This is a genomic window from Rhodococcus aetherivorans, assembly GCF_011058165.1.
Classification (GTDB): Bacteria; Actinomycetota; Actinomycetes; order Mycobacteriales; family Mycobacteriaceae; genus Rhodococcus; species Rhodococcus aetherivorans.
The window spans coordinates 43,569-57,535 of sequence record NZ_JAALEG010000006.1; the positions used below are offsets into that span (position 1 = coordinate 43,569).

The 13,967-nt window shown below is 69.4% G+C and carries 13 protein-coding genes; 5 read left to right on the plus strand and 8 right to left on the minus strand.

Annotated elements, in window-relative coordinates; genetic code table 11:
• The first annotated feature begins 48 nt into the window (after window positions 1-48).
• From G6039_RS04070 to G6039_RS04080, 3 genes are all read left to right on the plus strand, one after another.
• Window positions 49-648: a histidine phosphatase family protein gene (locus G6039_RS04070; RefSeq protein ID WP_006942144.1), complete on the plus strand. Its 600-nt coding sequence runs from the start codon at window positions 49-51 to the stop codon at window positions 646-648.
• A 203-nt stretch (window positions 649-851) separates the two neighbouring features.
• Window positions 852-1,196, plus strand: coding sequence for a YtxH domain-containing protein (locus G6039_RS04075; RefSeq protein WP_029546834.1), 345 nt, complete (start codon window positions 852-854; stop codon window positions 1,194-1,196).
• A 148-nt stretch (window positions 1,197-1,344) separates the two neighbouring features.
• The gene (locus G6039_RS04080; RefSeq protein ID WP_006942148.1) at window positions 1,345-1,500 is read left to right on the plus strand and encodes a hypothetical protein; all 156 of its coding nucleotides are present in this window, start codon (window positions 1,345-1,347) and stop codon (window positions 1,498-1,500) included.
• Window positions 1,501-1,519: 19 nt separating this feature from the next.
• Here the strand turns inward: G6039_RS04080 and G6039_RS04085 are convergent, their stop codons facing one another.
• Window positions 1,520-1,813 (minus strand): putative quinol monooxygenase, encoded by a 294-nt coding sequence (locus G6039_RS04085; RefSeq protein WP_006942149.1) that lies wholly within the window; start codon window positions 1,811-1,813, stop codon window positions 1,520-1,522.
• 62 nt (window positions 1,814-1,875) lie between these two features.
• Here G6039_RS04085 and G6039_RS04090 point away from each other — a divergent pair, with 62 nt between their 5' ends.
• On the plus strand, window positions 1,876-2,790 hold the full coding sequence (locus G6039_RS04090) for an SDR family NAD(P)-dependent oxidoreductase (protein ID WP_006942155.1): 915 nt from the start codon (window positions 1,876-1,878) through the stop codon (window positions 2,788-2,790).
• 45 nt (window positions 2,791-2,835) lie between these two features.
• On the opposite strand, the gene G6039_RS04095 is transcribed toward G6039_RS04090, so the two are convergent.
• Both G6039_RS04095 and G6039_RS04100 read right to left on the minus strand, forming a co-directional pair.
• Complete coding sequence (locus tag G6039_RS04095) at window positions 2,836-3,669, minus strand: alpha/beta fold hydrolase (protein ID WP_152104012.1); 834 nt, start codon at window positions 3,667-3,669, stop codon at window positions 2,836-2,838.
• A 281-nt stretch (window positions 3,670-3,950) separates the two neighbouring features.
• A complete protein-coding gene (locus G6039_RS04100) occupies window positions 3,951-4,682 on the minus strand; it encodes a MerR family transcriptional regulator (protein ID WP_043799070.1) in 732 nt (243 codons plus the stop codon).
• Between the two features lie 54 nt (window positions 4,683-4,736).
• Between G6039_RS04100 and G6039_RS04105 the strand changes: the two genes are divergently transcribed.
• Window positions 4,737-5,045, plus strand: a complete 309-nt coding sequence (locus G6039_RS04105; protein ID WP_006942158.1) for a hypothetical protein — start codon at window positions 4,737-4,739, stop codon at window positions 5,043-5,045.
• A gap of 78 nt (window positions 5,046-5,123) precedes the next feature.
• Here the strand turns inward: G6039_RS04105 and G6039_RS04110 are convergent, their stop codons facing one another.
• From G6039_RS04110 to G6039_RS04130, 5 genes are all read right to left on the minus strand, one after another.
• Window positions 5,124-6,038 (minus strand): cutinase family protein, encoded by a 915-nt coding sequence (locus G6039_RS04110; RefSeq protein ID WP_006942159.1) that lies wholly within the window; start codon window positions 6,036-6,038, stop codon window positions 5,124-5,126.
• Between the two features lie 91 nt (window positions 6,039-6,129).
• Entirely contained in the window at window positions 6,130-6,909 is a 780-nt protein-coding gene (locus tag G6039_RS04115; RefSeq protein WP_231385978.1) for a YncE family protein, read from the minus strand.
• A gap of 106 nt (window positions 6,910-7,015) precedes the next feature.
• Window positions 7,016-8,467: a glutamate synthase subunit beta gene (locus G6039_RS04120; RefSeq protein ID WP_006942164.1), complete on the minus strand. Its 1,452-nt coding sequence runs from the start codon at window positions 8,465-8,467 to the stop codon at window positions 7,016-7,018.
• Entirely contained in the window at window positions 8,460-13,055 is a 4,596-nt protein-coding gene (gltB, locus tag G6039_RS04125; protein ID WP_006942166.1) for a glutamate synthase large subunit, read from the minus strand. Before gltB ends, G6039_RS04120 begins: the two co-directional genes overlap by 8 nt.
• Window positions 13,056-13,375: 320 nt before the next feature.
• Window positions 13,376-13,927, minus strand: coding sequence for a TetR/AcrR family transcriptional regulator (locus tag G6039_RS04130; protein WP_006942168.1), 552 nt, complete (start codon window positions 13,925-13,927; stop codon window positions 13,376-13,378).
• Between the last annotated feature and the right edge of the window lie 40 nt (window positions 13,928-13,967).

Here is a 13,967-nt window from a genome sequence, read left to right on the forward strand (position 1 = left end):
CACCGGGTCGACCGAGCGCGCGTTCGGTCGCCGTGGGATCGTGGTGACGTGCAGCTTCTCCTTATTCGCCACGCCCTACCCGAGCTCGCGCGGGTCAGCGAGGGACGCGCCGACCCGTCGCTGACCGACGAGGGCCACGCACAGGCCGCGCGGCTGCCCACCGCGCTCGAGCCCTACCGCATCGCGCGGCTGTTCAGCAGTCCGCAGCGCCGCGCCCTCGAGACCGCGGCGCCGCTCGCCGAGATCCGGGGACTACCGATCACGCAGCTCGAGGGCCTGGCGGAGTACGACTACCACCTCGACCACTACATCCCGTTCCACGTCGCGCAGGAACTCGCGCCGGATGCCGTGGCGCGCATCCGCGCCGGTCAGCTGCCCGATTTCGTGGATGCGGAGGAATTCCGCACCCGCGTTCTCGCCGCCACGCAGCACATCGTCGACACCTGCGACCACGGGGACACCGTCGCCGTGTTCGCCCACGGGGGCGTCATCAACGTTCTGCTCCAGGATCTGCTCGGGCTCGACCGGCCGCTGATGTTCCCCATCGAGTACACGTCGGTGACCCGCATCCTCGTCTCCCGTAACGGCGCCCGGCGGGCCGCATCGGTCAACGAGACCGGGCATGTGCGCGACATGCTCCGCGTCTGAATCCGGACGGATGCCGGTAGTTCGTCGCAACCGGTGTGAAGCGGACGGGATCCGGGTATCGGTACGAGGTGGGCGGAGCCGCGACGACGCAGGCTCCGCGAGGGCGCAGCCGACCGGGCGGTGAGTATCCGTCGGGGGCGACCGCTGGCCGGCGTCGACGATGCCGGGCCTCACGACCGAGATTCGACGAGCAGGAGATTGCCATGATGAGAGTTCTGACCTTCGCCGCCGGCGCCGCCGTGGGCTTCGTGCTGGGTACCAGAGCCGGGCGCGACACCTACGAGAAGATGCGGGATCAGTCCGCGCAACTGTGGAACAAGCCTGCCGTGCAGCAGAAGGTCACCGAAGCGAGGGCGACCGTGCAGGAGAAGGCACCGCAGGTGCAGGAGAAGGCCGGCGACCTGGCGAAGAAGGCCGCCGAGAAGGCCCACCTCCCGGGTGGCGGCAACACGGCGCCCGGCGCCGCCGGGGGTGGGCCCGCCGTCACTTCCCCCGCCGCGGGCGCGCCGATCGTCCCGCCTGCTCCGGAGGGCAAGCACTCGCTGTAGGACCCCGGCCGCGAACCGGCCCGGTGCCGCATCGGCCGCGTTCCGGTGCGGCACCGGCAGGCGTACTCGCGTGCCGAACGGGTACACCGAACGCATACGGGCCGGGGCCCGAACGGCCCGGCCCGACACGATTGCCACAGGAGGCGACATGACCAGACCCGACGGCGACGGTGACCCGGCAACCGCCGACACCGACAGCGGAGCCCCGGGCGCCGACGACGACGTCCTGTCCGACCCCGCCGAGTGGTCCGGGGAAGGCGGCGCCACCGAGGAGGGCCCGTCCACCGACGTCGAGAACGGGTGAGATCGGACCGGTCGAGCCGCTAGGCCACGACCGTGAGCGGATGGATCACCGGGGCGGCCGCGAGATGCTCCCCCACGGTCGCCAAGGCGGACGTGATGTGCCGGGAGGTCATGTGCGCATCGAACGCCTCCTGACCCGTCCAGACCTCGACCGTGACGAACGTGCCGGGCGCCGAGGCGGATTCGAACAACTCGTACGAGACGCAGCCGTCCTCGTCGCGACTCGCGGCGGCCAGCGCCACCAGCGCGCCGCGCACCGCATCCTCCGACCCGGGCTTCGCCGGAATGGTCGCCACCACGCGCAGTTCCGTCATCTCTCGACGGTACCGCGCGCGCTTGCCGTGCACGAGCGGCCCGGGCGAGGAAGATGTAACCCATGGGATCGCGGATCGCGGAGATGCGCCGATGGCGCGCAGGGACAGTGGTACATCAGCGCCTGCACGACCTGACCGGGACGCTCGCCGTGGTCACCGGGGCGGGCAGCGGCATCGGCCGTGCGACGGCCCGGGCCTTCTCCGACGTGGGGGCGATCGTCGTGGTCGCCGACCGCAACCTCGACACCGCCCGCGAGACCGCCGAGATGCTCAACACGCCCGACCCCCAGGCCGGCGGCTCCCGAGCGGTGTACGGCGGTGGCGCGCACGCGTACGAACTCGACGTCGCCGACGAGGAGCAGGTGCGGCGGTTCGCCGCGACGGTCCGCTCCCAGCACGGCGTGCCGGACGTGCTCGTCAACAACGCCGGCATCGCCGTGATCGGCACCTTCACCGGCACACCGCAGGAGACGTTCGAGCACGTCATGGACGTCAACTTCTGGGGTGTGGTGTACGGGTGCCGGGCGTTCGGGGACCAGATGCTCGAGCGCGGCACCGGCGGGCACATCGTGAACGTCGCGTCGGCGGCCGCGTTCACCCCACAGAAAAGCCTCGTCGCCTACTCGACGAGCAAGGCCGCGGTACTGATGTTCACGGACTGCCTGCGGGCGGAACTGATGGGCCACGGGATCGGCGTGAGCGCGATCTGTCCGGGGCTGGTGGGCACCAACCTGGTTCCCAGCGCCGAGATGGTGGGACTCGGCGTCCGGGAGCAGCGCAAGCTCCGCGAGCGGGTCACGGCGCTGTATCGCACCCGAAGCTACCCACCGCAGAAGGTCGGTGAGGCGATCGTCGCCGCGGTGCGGCACAACCGAGCCCTGGTCACCGTGATGCCGGAAGCGAAGGCCCGGCAGTGGATCAGCCGGCTCGCCCCGCCGGCGATGCGATTCGGCGCACGCTTCGAGCCGGACCGATGAGCGCCGTGCGGGGCTGCACCGGCCGGCGCAGCCCCGCACGGCGTTCTACTTGGCGAGGAACTCGAGCAGGGCCGCGTTGACCTCTTCGCCGTGCGTCCACAGCAGCCCGTGCGGGGCGCCTTCGATCTCGACGTAGTCGGCGGCGGGCAGGCGCTTGGCGAACTCCCGAGCGGTGGCGTCGATGGGCAGGATGTTGTCGGCGGTGCCGTGGACGATCAGTGCCGGCACGTCGATCTTCGGGATGTCCTCGCGGAAGTCGGTGAGCCAGGTGGGCTGGGCGGCGACCGACGCGTACGGTGAGGCCCCCGCGGCCACCTGCCAGCTGGCTCGCAGAGCCTCCTCGCTCAGCCGGGTGCCGAGGTAGTCGTCGGTGTTGAAGAAGTTCCGGAAGAAGTCCGTGAAGAAGGCGTACCGATCCGCCTCGACCGCGGCCCGCAGTCCGTCGAAGACCTCCCGGGGTACACCGGTCGGATTGTCGTCGGTGCGCAGCAGGAACGGTTCGAGGGAGCCGAGGAAGGCCGCCTTCGCCACCCGCTCCGAGCCGTGAGTCCCCAGATAGCGGCCGACCTCACCGGTGCCCATGGAGAAACCGACGAGAACCACGTCCCGCAGATCGAGGGTGGACAGGACGGTGTGGAGGTCCGCGGCGAAGGTGTCGTAGTCGTAGCCGATCGTCGGCTTGCTCGAGCGTCCGAAGCCCCGACGGTCGTAGGTGATGACGCGGTAGCCGGCCTCGAGCAATGCGGCGGTCTGCTTCTCCCACGACGTGCCGCTCAGCGGATAGCCGTGGATGAGGACCACCGGTTGCCCGGAACCGTGGTCCTCGTAGTAGAGCTCGATCGGGGTGGAATTCTCGGTGCCGACGGCGATGTAGCCCATCATGGTCCTCTCGTAGCTGGAGACGTACCACTGGTTTTCGGAAAGCCCGGTGCGAGCCTATAGCGATCTGTCGGACATCTCCGCCCGTCACCACGAATTCACCGCCGACACCGGCATACCCGTCTACTCCTGCGAGCCACACCCACCCTGGCACAGGGGAACCAGCGAGAACGCAGATCAGCTTGTGCAGCAGCACTTTCCACGAGCACCGCATCCCGCGACGTTTGCCCTGTCGTTGCGCGGCGACCGCCGACGGATTCACCGTTGTCCGCAACGTCGACTCACGGGTCCAGTTCTGTGCGGATGAGCGTGTCGAGTCGCTGCCATGCCGGGGACGAGGCGTTGACCGCGCCCTGGATGAGTGCGGCGATATCGGAGGCTTCATCCAGCTCCGGTAGTTCGTCCCTGCCGTAGCGTTCCCGGGTCGCCCCGGTGATCCGGCGGGCGAGGTCGTCGATGCGGGGATCGTCGGCGTCGAGGTCGTGCGCGTGGTCGTAGTCGAGGAAGAGTTGCCGCAGCGCCGGGTCGGCCAGGATCTCGGCTTGGTCGTGAAACAGTGCGATCGCGCGGTCCGGGTGGGTGGCGAACACGAGGATCCACAGGTCGCGTTGCAGCTCCACCCATCGAGGCGTGAAGCCCCAACGATCCAGGCGCTCCAGATGGGTACCGACCTCGGGGGGCAGCGGTGTCAGATGCCCGGCGGCGAGCTGACGCAGGCGCCCTTGCGTTGCCCGCAGGCCACGGATGCGGGCGGTGAGCTCGTCGTCGATCTCGCGCAGCGCCTGCTGGAACTCCTCGTCGGTCGCTGATCTCAGATCACGGATACGGGCCAGAGGGACGCCGGCTTCGGCGAGCGTCCGGATCTTGATCAGGTCGATGGCGTCGTTCGCGCCGTACCGCCGGTAGCCGGACGCATCGCGGTTCGGCTCGGGGAGCAGCCCCTTGTCGTGATAGACGCGGACGGTCTTGATCGACACACCCACGTACCCGGCCAGCTGCCCGATGGTGATCACCCGGCCATCGTCCCACTTGACCTTTCCCCTGGGGCAGGGTTGCACGATGGAGTCATGGCGAACACGAACTTCGATCGGGAGACCCTGCGCGAACTGGCCGATGCGGGCAACGAGACCGCTCTGGACCGGCTGGCCGACCTCGCCGACGCAGCCGGTGACCTCGGGGAGCTGAACGAGCTGTTGGACGAGGGATCCGTGCGCGCCGGGTTCCTGCTCACTCGGCGCGCGGCCGCGGCCGGCGACCTGCGCGAGCTGCAACGGATCTCCGACGCCGGGTACGACGAGGCCGGGAACGAACTGGACCGGCTGCTGAAGGCGCCGGCCGACGAACACCGGGATCGAGGATCCGATCGCCCGCTGTAGCGGCGCTCCAGGCGCCGCCCTGCCCGCCGCGCGCGGCATCACCGTGCGCGCACGACGCGGCTCGCGGACCGGCCGGCGTCAGACCTTGGAAGCCAGCCAGTTCCGCAGCCACGTCGTCGCCGAGGTGCCGCTCACGTCGACCGCGTAGTTGGAGTAGTCCTGGTGGATCTGCGACTCGTAGAACTGCCGGAGCTTGATCTCGCGTTCGTCGTTGGCCTGCTCGGTGAGCTGGGACTGCAGGATGGGCAGACCGCCCGCGTTCATCAGGTCCAGGTAGATGGCGTCGGCCTCGGCGCGGTACCGGTCGACGGCGGACGGGTCGCCGCCGGAGGCCATCGCGAGGAATCCGGCGGCGCGGGTGACGAAATCGTCCTTGGGCGTCGAGCAGTACAGGTCACCCACGGCGCAGAAGGTGCGGACATCGCCGCTGACGAACCCGAACCCGCCGATGCGGGGCCCGCCGGCGCCGTTGCCCGCGACGGGCGGGCCGACCAGGATGTCCGCCTCGGAACGGCGCGGGTCGGAGAGCAGGCCGACCGCGGCGAGCCGATGCGGCGGGACCACGCCGAAGCCCGTGCCGATCTCGGCGGCGAGATCGCCGGCCGCGTCGGCGCCCTGGCTGTAGCCGACGAGGGCGAACCGGGCGCCGGGGCACGCGGCCGCGGTGGCGGCGACGATGCCACGGGCGTTGTCGACGGCCTCCTGCCGCGAGGCACCGTAGACTTCACCCTCCCACGGGAACGCCGTCGCGGCGTACCGGACGTAGTCCACCCGGGTGCCGGCGGGAAGGCCGGAGGTGACCGCGGCGAGCATGCCGTTGCCCCGCTGAGGATCGGGAGTATTCGAGGTTTCCCACGTGCCGGGCACGGCGACGACCTGTAGCTTCGGGCATCCGGCCGGGTCGGCCTGGACCGCGGGCGCCGTCGCAACCGACCCCACCACGGTCGCCGCGGCGACCGCCACCAGCGTCAACGCACTTCTCAACCCCACCACGGCCCCCTGAGGTCTCCTGCCGATCTCGACTCCGTCACGAAATGATGCCTAAGAAATATGACACAAAGATGAACGGGATGGGAGAGCATCTTTACTCGCGCAGGACGGTCACCACTCCTCCGCCGATGTTGGTGACGAACACGTTCCCCGCCCCGTAGTCGACCGCCGTCCCCACCGTGCCGCGGTCCACCACGCGCTGCAGCTGCCCAGGACGGTCCACGACGGTCACCGCCGAGCCGCCGATGTTGGTGACGAAGACGTTGCCGGTCAACGGATCCGTGACCACGACACCGGGAGGCAGCAGCTCCGCCGGCAGCGGTCCGACGGTCGGATCGTGGTCCGCGATCGTCACGTTGCCGGCGCCGATGTTCGTCACGTAGACGCCGTCGGTGCCGGCGTCGAGCGTGAGTTCGGGGGTGAGGCCCGCGAGCGGGGACGCCGCCGGCCGCTCCGGGGACGGCGACGGCCCGGCGAGAGTGCGGTCGCGGTCGACGGTGACCGTGCCGACGCCGAGGTTGGTGACCGCGACGTTGCCGTTACCGCCGTCCACGCGCATCTCGACGGGCGCGCCGGAGGATTCACCGGCCGCACCGGCGGCCGGGCGCGGCGGGACGGTCACCGACACGCCGCCCGGACCCACGTTCGTGATGCACGAGTTCCCCGCTCCCCCATCGACTCCGAGGAGGCGCAGGCCGTCGTACCCGACCACCGGCGGCGCCTGCGGCGTGCCGTTCACGGTGACGGCGCCGCCGACGTTGCGCACGCACTCGCCGGGGGCCTGCGCGGCGGCGGGAGCGGCCGCCAGCGCCGCCAGGGTTCCGGCCCCGAGCATTCCTGCCGCAAGTGATCGTCTCGTGATCCGGTGACCCATGCGCACGACCATAACGCGCGAACCGTCCCGAACGGACGAAACGGGACGGGCGCGCCCACCGGATTTCCGGTGGGCGCGCCCGTCGTGGGTTCTGCTACCTCAGCGCTCAGCGCTGCGGCATCGTGGTGGTGGTGATCGGCGAAGGGAGCACCGTTGCACCCTCGAGGTACCGATCGACCGCCGCCGCGCAGGAACGACCCTCCGCGATGGCCCACACGATGAGCGACTGACCACGGCCCATGTCGCCGGCGACGAAGACGCCGTCGACGTTGGTGGCCCACTCCGTCGAGCGGGCGACGTTGCCGCGCTCGTTCAGGTCCACGCCGAGGTCGGTGAGCAGGCCCGGCTTCTCGGGGCCGACGAAGCCCATGGCGAGCAGCACCAGGTCGGCCTCGAGTTCGAAGTCGGTGCCCTCGACCTTCTCGAAGCGGCCGTTCACCATCTTCACCTCGTGCGCCTTCAGGGCGGCGACCTTGCCGTCCTTGCCGACGAACTGCTCGGTGTTGACGGAGAACACGCGCTCGCCGCCCTCCTCGTGCGCGGAGGACACGCGGTACATCAGCGGGTAGGTCGGCCACGGGGTCGACTCGGCGCGCTGCTCCGGCGGACGCGGCATGATCTCGAACTGGTGCACGCTGGCCGCGCCCTGACGGTGCGAGGTGCCGAGGCAGTCGGCGCCGGTGTCACCGCCACCGATGATGACGACCTTCTTGCCCTTCGCCGTGATGGTCGGCTCCGACAGGTCGCCGAGCTGCACGCGGTTGGCGATCGGCAGGAACTCCATCGCCTGGTGGATGCCGTCGAGCTCACGACCGGGGATCGGCAGGTCACGGGCCTCGGTGGCGCCACCGGCGAGCACGACCGCGTCGAACTGCTCGCGCAGCTCGTCGGCGGTGATGTCGACACCGACGTTGACGCCCGCCTTGAAGACGGTGCCCTCGGCCTCCATCTGCGTGAGGCGGCGGTCGATGACGGCCTTCTCCATCTTGAACTCGGGGATGCCGTAGCGCAGCAGACCACCGATGCGGTCCTCGCGTTCGAACACGGTCACCGCGTGGCCGGCGCGGGTGAGCTGCTGCGCTGCAGCCAGACCCGCCGGACCGGAGCCGACGACCGCGACCTTCTTGCCGGTCAGCTTCGACGGCATGACCGGCGCGACCCAGCCCTCGTCGAAGGCCTTCTCGATGAGCTCGACCTCGACCTGCTTGATGGTCACCGGGTCCTGGTTGATGCCCAGGACGCAGGAGGCCTCACACGGTGCGGGGCACAGCCGGCCGGTGAACTCCGGGAAGTTGTTGGTGGCGTGCAGGCGCTCGATGCCGTCGTTCCACTTGCCCTTGTAGGCCAGGTCGTTCCACTCGGGAATCAGGTTCCCGAGGGGACAACCGTTGTGGCAGAACGGGATACCGCAGTCCATGCAGCGGCTGGCCTGGACCTGGAGGGTGTCGAGCGGGAACGGCTCGTACACCTCCTTCCAGTCGAGCAGCCGCAGCGGAACCGGCCGGCGCACAGGGGTTTCGCGCGAGCCGTGCTTGAGGAAACCGGTCGGATCAGCCACGAGCCGCCTCCATGATCGCCTCGTCCACGTTCGCGCCTCGAATCTCGGCGTCCTTGATTGCCATGAGTACCTTCTTGTAATCGCGAGGCATGACCTTCGCGAAGTGACTGACCTGCTGCGACCAGTCGGCCAGAATGCGGGCTGCAACCTCGGAGCCCGTCTCGTCACGATGGCGCTCGATGGCGCCCTTGAGCCAGAGGAAGTCCTCGCCCTCGAGGTCCTCGAGATCGACCAGCTCGGTGTTCAGGTTGTCCTCGAAGTCGCGATCGGGGTTGTACACGAACGCGACACCCCCGGACATGCCGGCGCCGAAGTTGCGTCCGGTCTTGCCCAGGATGACCACCTTGCCACCGGTCATGTACTCGCAGCCGTGGTCGCCGACGCCTTCGACGACGGCCGTGGCACCCGAGTTACGCACGGCGAACCGCTCACCCGCCACGCCGCGGATGAGAGCCTCGCCACTGGTGGCACCGAACAGGATCACGTTGCCGGCGACGATGTTGTCCTCGGCGACGAAGCCCGGCGCCGCGTTCAGCGGCGGGCGGACGACGATCCGGCCACCGGACAGGCCCTTTCCGACGAAGTCGTTGGCGTCGCCGAACAACCGCAGCGTGATGCCCTTGGGCACGAACGCGCCGAAGCTGTTGCCGGCCGAACCGGTGAAGGTGATGTCGATCGTGTTGTCCGGCAAGCCCTCCCCGCCGTACACCTTGGTGAGCTCGTGGCCGAGCATGGTGCCGACGGTGCGGTTGACGTTGGCGATCTTGGTCTCGATCGTCACCGGCGTACCCGACTCGAGCGCCGGCCTCGCCTGCGTGATGAGCTCGTTGTCGAGCGCCTTGTCCAGGGCGTGGTCCTGCTCCTTGGTGCAGTGCAGGTCCTGCTCGCAGAAGATCGGCGAACGGGTCTGCTCCAGCAGCGGCGACAGGTCCAGCTTCGAGGCACGGTAGTGGTCGACGGCCTTGGTGGTGTCGAGCATGTCGACCCGGCCGATCGCCTCGTCGAGGGAGCGGAAGCCCAGCTCGGCCAGGTACTCGCGCACCTCCTCGGCGATGTAGAGCATGAAGTTCTCGACGAACTCCGGCTTGCCGGTGAACCGCTTGCGCAGCACCGGGTTCTGCGTCGCCACGCCCACCGGGCAGGTGTCGAGATGGCACACGCGCATCATGATGCAGCCGGACACCACCAGCGGAGCGGTGGCGAAGCCGAACTCCTCACCGCCGAGCAGGGCGGCGATGACCACGTCGCGGCCGGTCTTCATCTGCCCGTCCACCTGCACGACGATGCGGTCGCGCAGACCGTTGAGCAGCAGCGTCTGCTGCGTCTCGGCGAGGCCGAGCTCCCACGGCGCACCCGCGTGCTTGAGCGAGGTCAGCGGGGAGGCACCGGTGCCACCGTCGTGACCGGAGATCAGCACCACATCGGCGTGGGCCTTCGACACACCCGCGGCGACGGTGCCGACACCGATCTCGGAGACCAGCTTCACGTGGATGCGGGCCTGCGGGTTGGCGTTCTTCAGGTCGTGGATCAGCTGCGCGAGATCCTCGATCGAGTAGATGTCGTGGTGCGGCGGCGGCGAGATCAGGCCCACGCCCGGCGTCGAACCACGCACCTCGGCGACCCACGGGTACACCTTGTGCGGGGGCAGCTGACCACCCTCACCCGGCTTGGCGCCCTGCGCCATCTTGATCTGGATGTCGGTGCAGTTCGTCAGGTAGTGCGCGGTGACACCGAACCGGCCGGAGGCGACCTGCTTGATCGCCGAGCGACGCCAGTCGCCGTTCGCGTCCGGGGTGAAGCGGTCCGGATGCTCGCCGCCCTCACCGGAGTTCGAGCGGGCGCCGAGGCGGTTCATCGCGATCGCGAGGGTCTCGTGCGCCTCCGCGGAGATCGAGCCGTAGCTCATCGCACCCGTGGAGAACCGCTTGACGATCTCGCTCGCCGGCTCGACCTCCTCGAGCGGCACCGCCGGGCGGGCACCCTTGCGGAACTCGAACAGGCCACGCAGCGACGCGAGCCGCTCCGACTGGTCGTCGACCAGCCTGGTGTACTCCTTGAAGATCGAGTACTGCCCGGTGCGGGTGGCGTGCTGGAGCTTGAACACCGTGTCCGGGTTGAACAGGTGGAACTCACCCTCGCGGCGCCACTGGTACTCGCCGCCGACCTCGAGCTCGCGGTGGGCGTGCTCCGACGGACGGTCCATGAAGGCGAGGGAGTGCCGGGCGGCGACGTCCTGGGCGATCTCGTCGAGGCCGATTCCGCCGAGCTGCGACTGCATCCCGGTGAAGTACTCGTCGACGACCTCCTGCGAGAGGCCGATCACCTGGAACAGCTGCGCACCGGTGTAGGAGGCGAGCGTGGAGATGCCCATCTTGGACATCACCTTGAGCACGCCCTTCGAGGCGGCCTTGATGTAGTTCGCGAGGGCCTTGTCGAGGGTGATGCCGTCCGGCAGGTCGCCGTTCTGCAGCAGCTCGTCGATGGTCTCGAAGGCCATGTACGGATTGACCACGGCCGCACCGAAACCGCACAGCGCGGCGATGTGGTGCACCTCGCGGGCGTCGCCGGCCTCGACGAGCAGGCCCACCTTGGTGCGGGTCTTCTCGCGGACGAGGTGGTGGTGCACCGCGGAGGTGAGCAGCAGCGACGGGATCGGCGCGAGGTTCTCGTCGGACTCGCGGTCCGACAGCAGGATCAGGCGCGCGCCCTTCTCGATGGCCTCGGAGACCTCGCCGCGGATGTTCTCGAGCGCGCGGCGCAGACCCTCGCCGCCCTCGGCGACGGGGTACAGGCCGCGGATGATGACGCTGTTGAAGCCGGGGAACTTGCCGTCGTCGTTGACGTGGATCAGCTTCTGCAGGTCGTCGTTGTCGATGACCGGCGCGGAGACGAGGATCTGCCGGCACGAGTCGGCGGTCGGGTTCAGCAGGTCGCCCTCGGGCCCGAGCATGCCGCCCAGGCTCGTGACGACCTCCTCCCGGATGGCGTCGAGCGGCGGGTTGGTGACCTGCGCGAACAGCTGCGAGAAGTAGTCGAACAGCATTCGCGGACGCGCGGAGAGCACGGCGATGGGGGTGTCGGTGCCCATCGAGCCGAGCGCCTCGCCGCCGGTCGCGGCCATCGGCTTGACCAGGAGGTTGACCTCCTCGCTGGTGTACCCGAACACCTGCTGCCGCAACACGACCCGCTCGTGCGACATGTAGGTGTACTTGCTCTCGGGCAGATCCTCGAGCCGGGCGATGCCCTGGTCGATCCACTCCTGGTAGGGGTGCTCGGCGGCGAGGGCGCTCTTGATCTCCTCGTCGTCGATGATGCGGCCCTGCGAGGTGTCGACGAGGAACATGCGACCGGGCTGCATGCGCAGCTTGCGCACGACCTTCTGCGGTTCGATGTCGAGCACGCCCACCTCGGAGGCCATGATCACGAGGCCGTCGTCGGTGACCCACACGCGCGACGGGCGCAGGCCGTTGCGGTCGAGGACCGCGCCGACGACGGTGCCGTCGGTGAAGCACACCGACGCCGGGCCGTCCCACGGCTCCATGAGCGCCGCGTGGTACTCGTAGAACGCGCGACGGGCCGGGTCCATGGACTCGTGCCGCTCCCACGCCTCGGGGATCATCATGAGCACGGCGTGCGGCAGGCTGCGGCCGCCGAGGTGCAGGAGTTCGAGCACCTCGTCGAAGCGGGCCGTGTCGGACGCGCCCTCGGTGCAGACCGGGAAGATCTTCTCGAGCTTCTCGCGGCCGCCGAACACGTCGGAGTCGATGAGCGCCTCGCGGGCACGCATCCAGTTGGCGTTGCCGGTGACGGTGTTGATCTCGCCGTTGTGGGCGACACGGCGGAACGGGTGCGCCAGCGGCCACGACGGGAAGGTGTTGGTGGAGAAGCGCGAGTGCACCAGGCCCAGCGCCGATTCGACGCGCTCGTCCTGCAGATCGCGGTAGAAGCCCTCGAGCTGCGGCGTGGTGAGCATGCCCTTGTAGACGAAGGTCGACGCCGACAGGCTCGGGAAGTACACCGTCTCGCTGCCGGGGCCGTCCTGGCCGGCGCCCTCGCGGCCGAGCTCGTGCTCGGTGCGCTTGCGGACCACGTAGGCCCGCCGCTCGAGCTCCAGGCCACCGAGGGTCCGGTCGGGCGAGGTGATGAAGATCTGGCGGAAGCTCGGCATCGCCTGCCGGGCCAGCGTTCCCAGGTCGGAGGGGTCGACGGGAACCTCGCGCCAGCCGAGGACCTGCAGGCCCTCCTCGGCGACGATCGCGTCGACCGCGGCGACGGCCTCGTCGGCGGCCTTCTCGTCCTGCGGCAGGAAGGCGATGCCGGTGGCGTAGAAGCCGATCGGCGGCAGGTCGAAGTCGACGACCTCACGGAGGTAGCGGTCCGGGACCTGGATGAGAATGCCGGCACCGTCGCCGGTGTTCGACTCGGAGCCCGCCGCGCCGCGGTGCTCGAGGTTCACCAGAGCGGTGATCGCCTTCTCCACGATGTCCCGGCTGCGGCGACCATGCATGTCGACGACGAATGCGACACCACAGGCGTCGTGCTCGTTCGCCGGGTGGTAGAGCCCTTGCGGCCCGGGAAGATGCTTCATACCTAGCCTTCGTTGCGTTAGATTGCAGCGACGACCAGCAGCGCTGATGGCCATCTACTTGCGTGAGCAAGTACCGACACGTGGTGGATCGGCACCGATCACCGTTCAGTATCCGCCCTTCCGCGACGATGCGGGTGCCAATTTTCGGCAGCTCGGGCCGGACCTCCCGGTCGGCTTGGACGTCGTGTGTCCACCGTGTTGCATACAACGATATGTCAGCCGCCGGGGGACGACGCAACCAAGGCTATCCTATCCATCCCTAACGAGCCGGTGACCGCCCGTTAACACGCGGTTGACGCACGGCCGCCCGGCGCGCCTCGTCACCGCAGCGCGCGCACCATCCGGCGGAGGTCGTCGCGCGGGTCGAGATCCACATCGTCCGAGGTCAGACGGTGCAGGATCATCCCGTCGAGGTGGTCGGTGAGCACGCGCGCCCCGGCGACGGGATCCGAGGACCCGAGGGCGGCGAGCACCGCCAGGCCCATGCCCCGCAGTTCGTCGCGGCGGCGCTGCACGGACCGTCGCAGCGACGGCGAGGCGGTGGCCTCGACGAACAGCGCGAACCGGGCGCGGGTACGTACGGCATCGGGGCCTGTCGCGAACATCACGTACCCGGCGAGCATGTCGACGAGCTCCTCCTCGGTGCGCGGGAGGTTTCCGCCGCCGAGGACGGCGACGTCGGCCCGGTCGCGCTCGACGAGGCGGTCGAGGACGCCCTCGAGCAGGGCCCGGCGGGTGCGGAAGTAGTTCGACGTGGAACCGGCCGGCACGCCGGCGGCCGCGTCCACCCCGCGATGAGTGAGCCCGCGCAACCCTTCCCGGCCGAGCAGGTCGATCGCGGCGTCGAGCACCGCTGCGCGCTTGTCGGTCACATCTCGACACTACAACAGTAGTGACATGACACTACATCCG

Bases quoted from the DNA above. Each gene is read 5' to 3' on its own strand.
- G6039_RS04085 (WP_006942149.1), bottom strand. From the start codon at position 1,813: ATGACGGAACTGCGCGTGGTGGCGACCATTCCGGCGAAGCCCGGGTCG.
- G6039_RS04080 (WP_006942148.1), top strand. From the start codon at position 1,345: ATGACCAGACCCGACGGCGACGGTGACCCGGCAACCGCCGACACCGAC.
- G6039_RS04075 (WP_029546834.1), top strand. From the start codon at position 852: ATGATGAGAGTTCTGACCTTCGCCGCCGGCGCCGCCGTGGGCTTCGTG.
- G6039_RS04095 (WP_152104012.1), bottom strand. From the start codon at position 3,669: ATGGGCTACATCGCCGTCGGCACCGAGAATTCCACCCCGATCGAGCTC.
- G6039_RS04105 (WP_006942158.1), top strand. From the start codon at position 4,737: ATGGCGAACACGAACTTCGATCGGGAGACCCTGCGCGAACTGGCCGAT.
- gltB (WP_006942166.1), bottom strand. From the start codon at position 13,055: ATGAAGCATCTTCCCGGGCCGCAAGGGCTCTACCACCCGGCGAACGAG.
- G6039_RS04090 (WP_006942155.1), top strand. From the start codon at position 1,876: ATGGGATCGCGGATCGCGGAGATGCGCCGATGGCGCGCAGGGACAGTG.
- G6039_RS04115 (WP_231385978.1), bottom strand. From the start codon at position 6,909: ATGGGTCACCGGATCACGAGACGATCACTTGCGGCAGGAATGCTCGGG.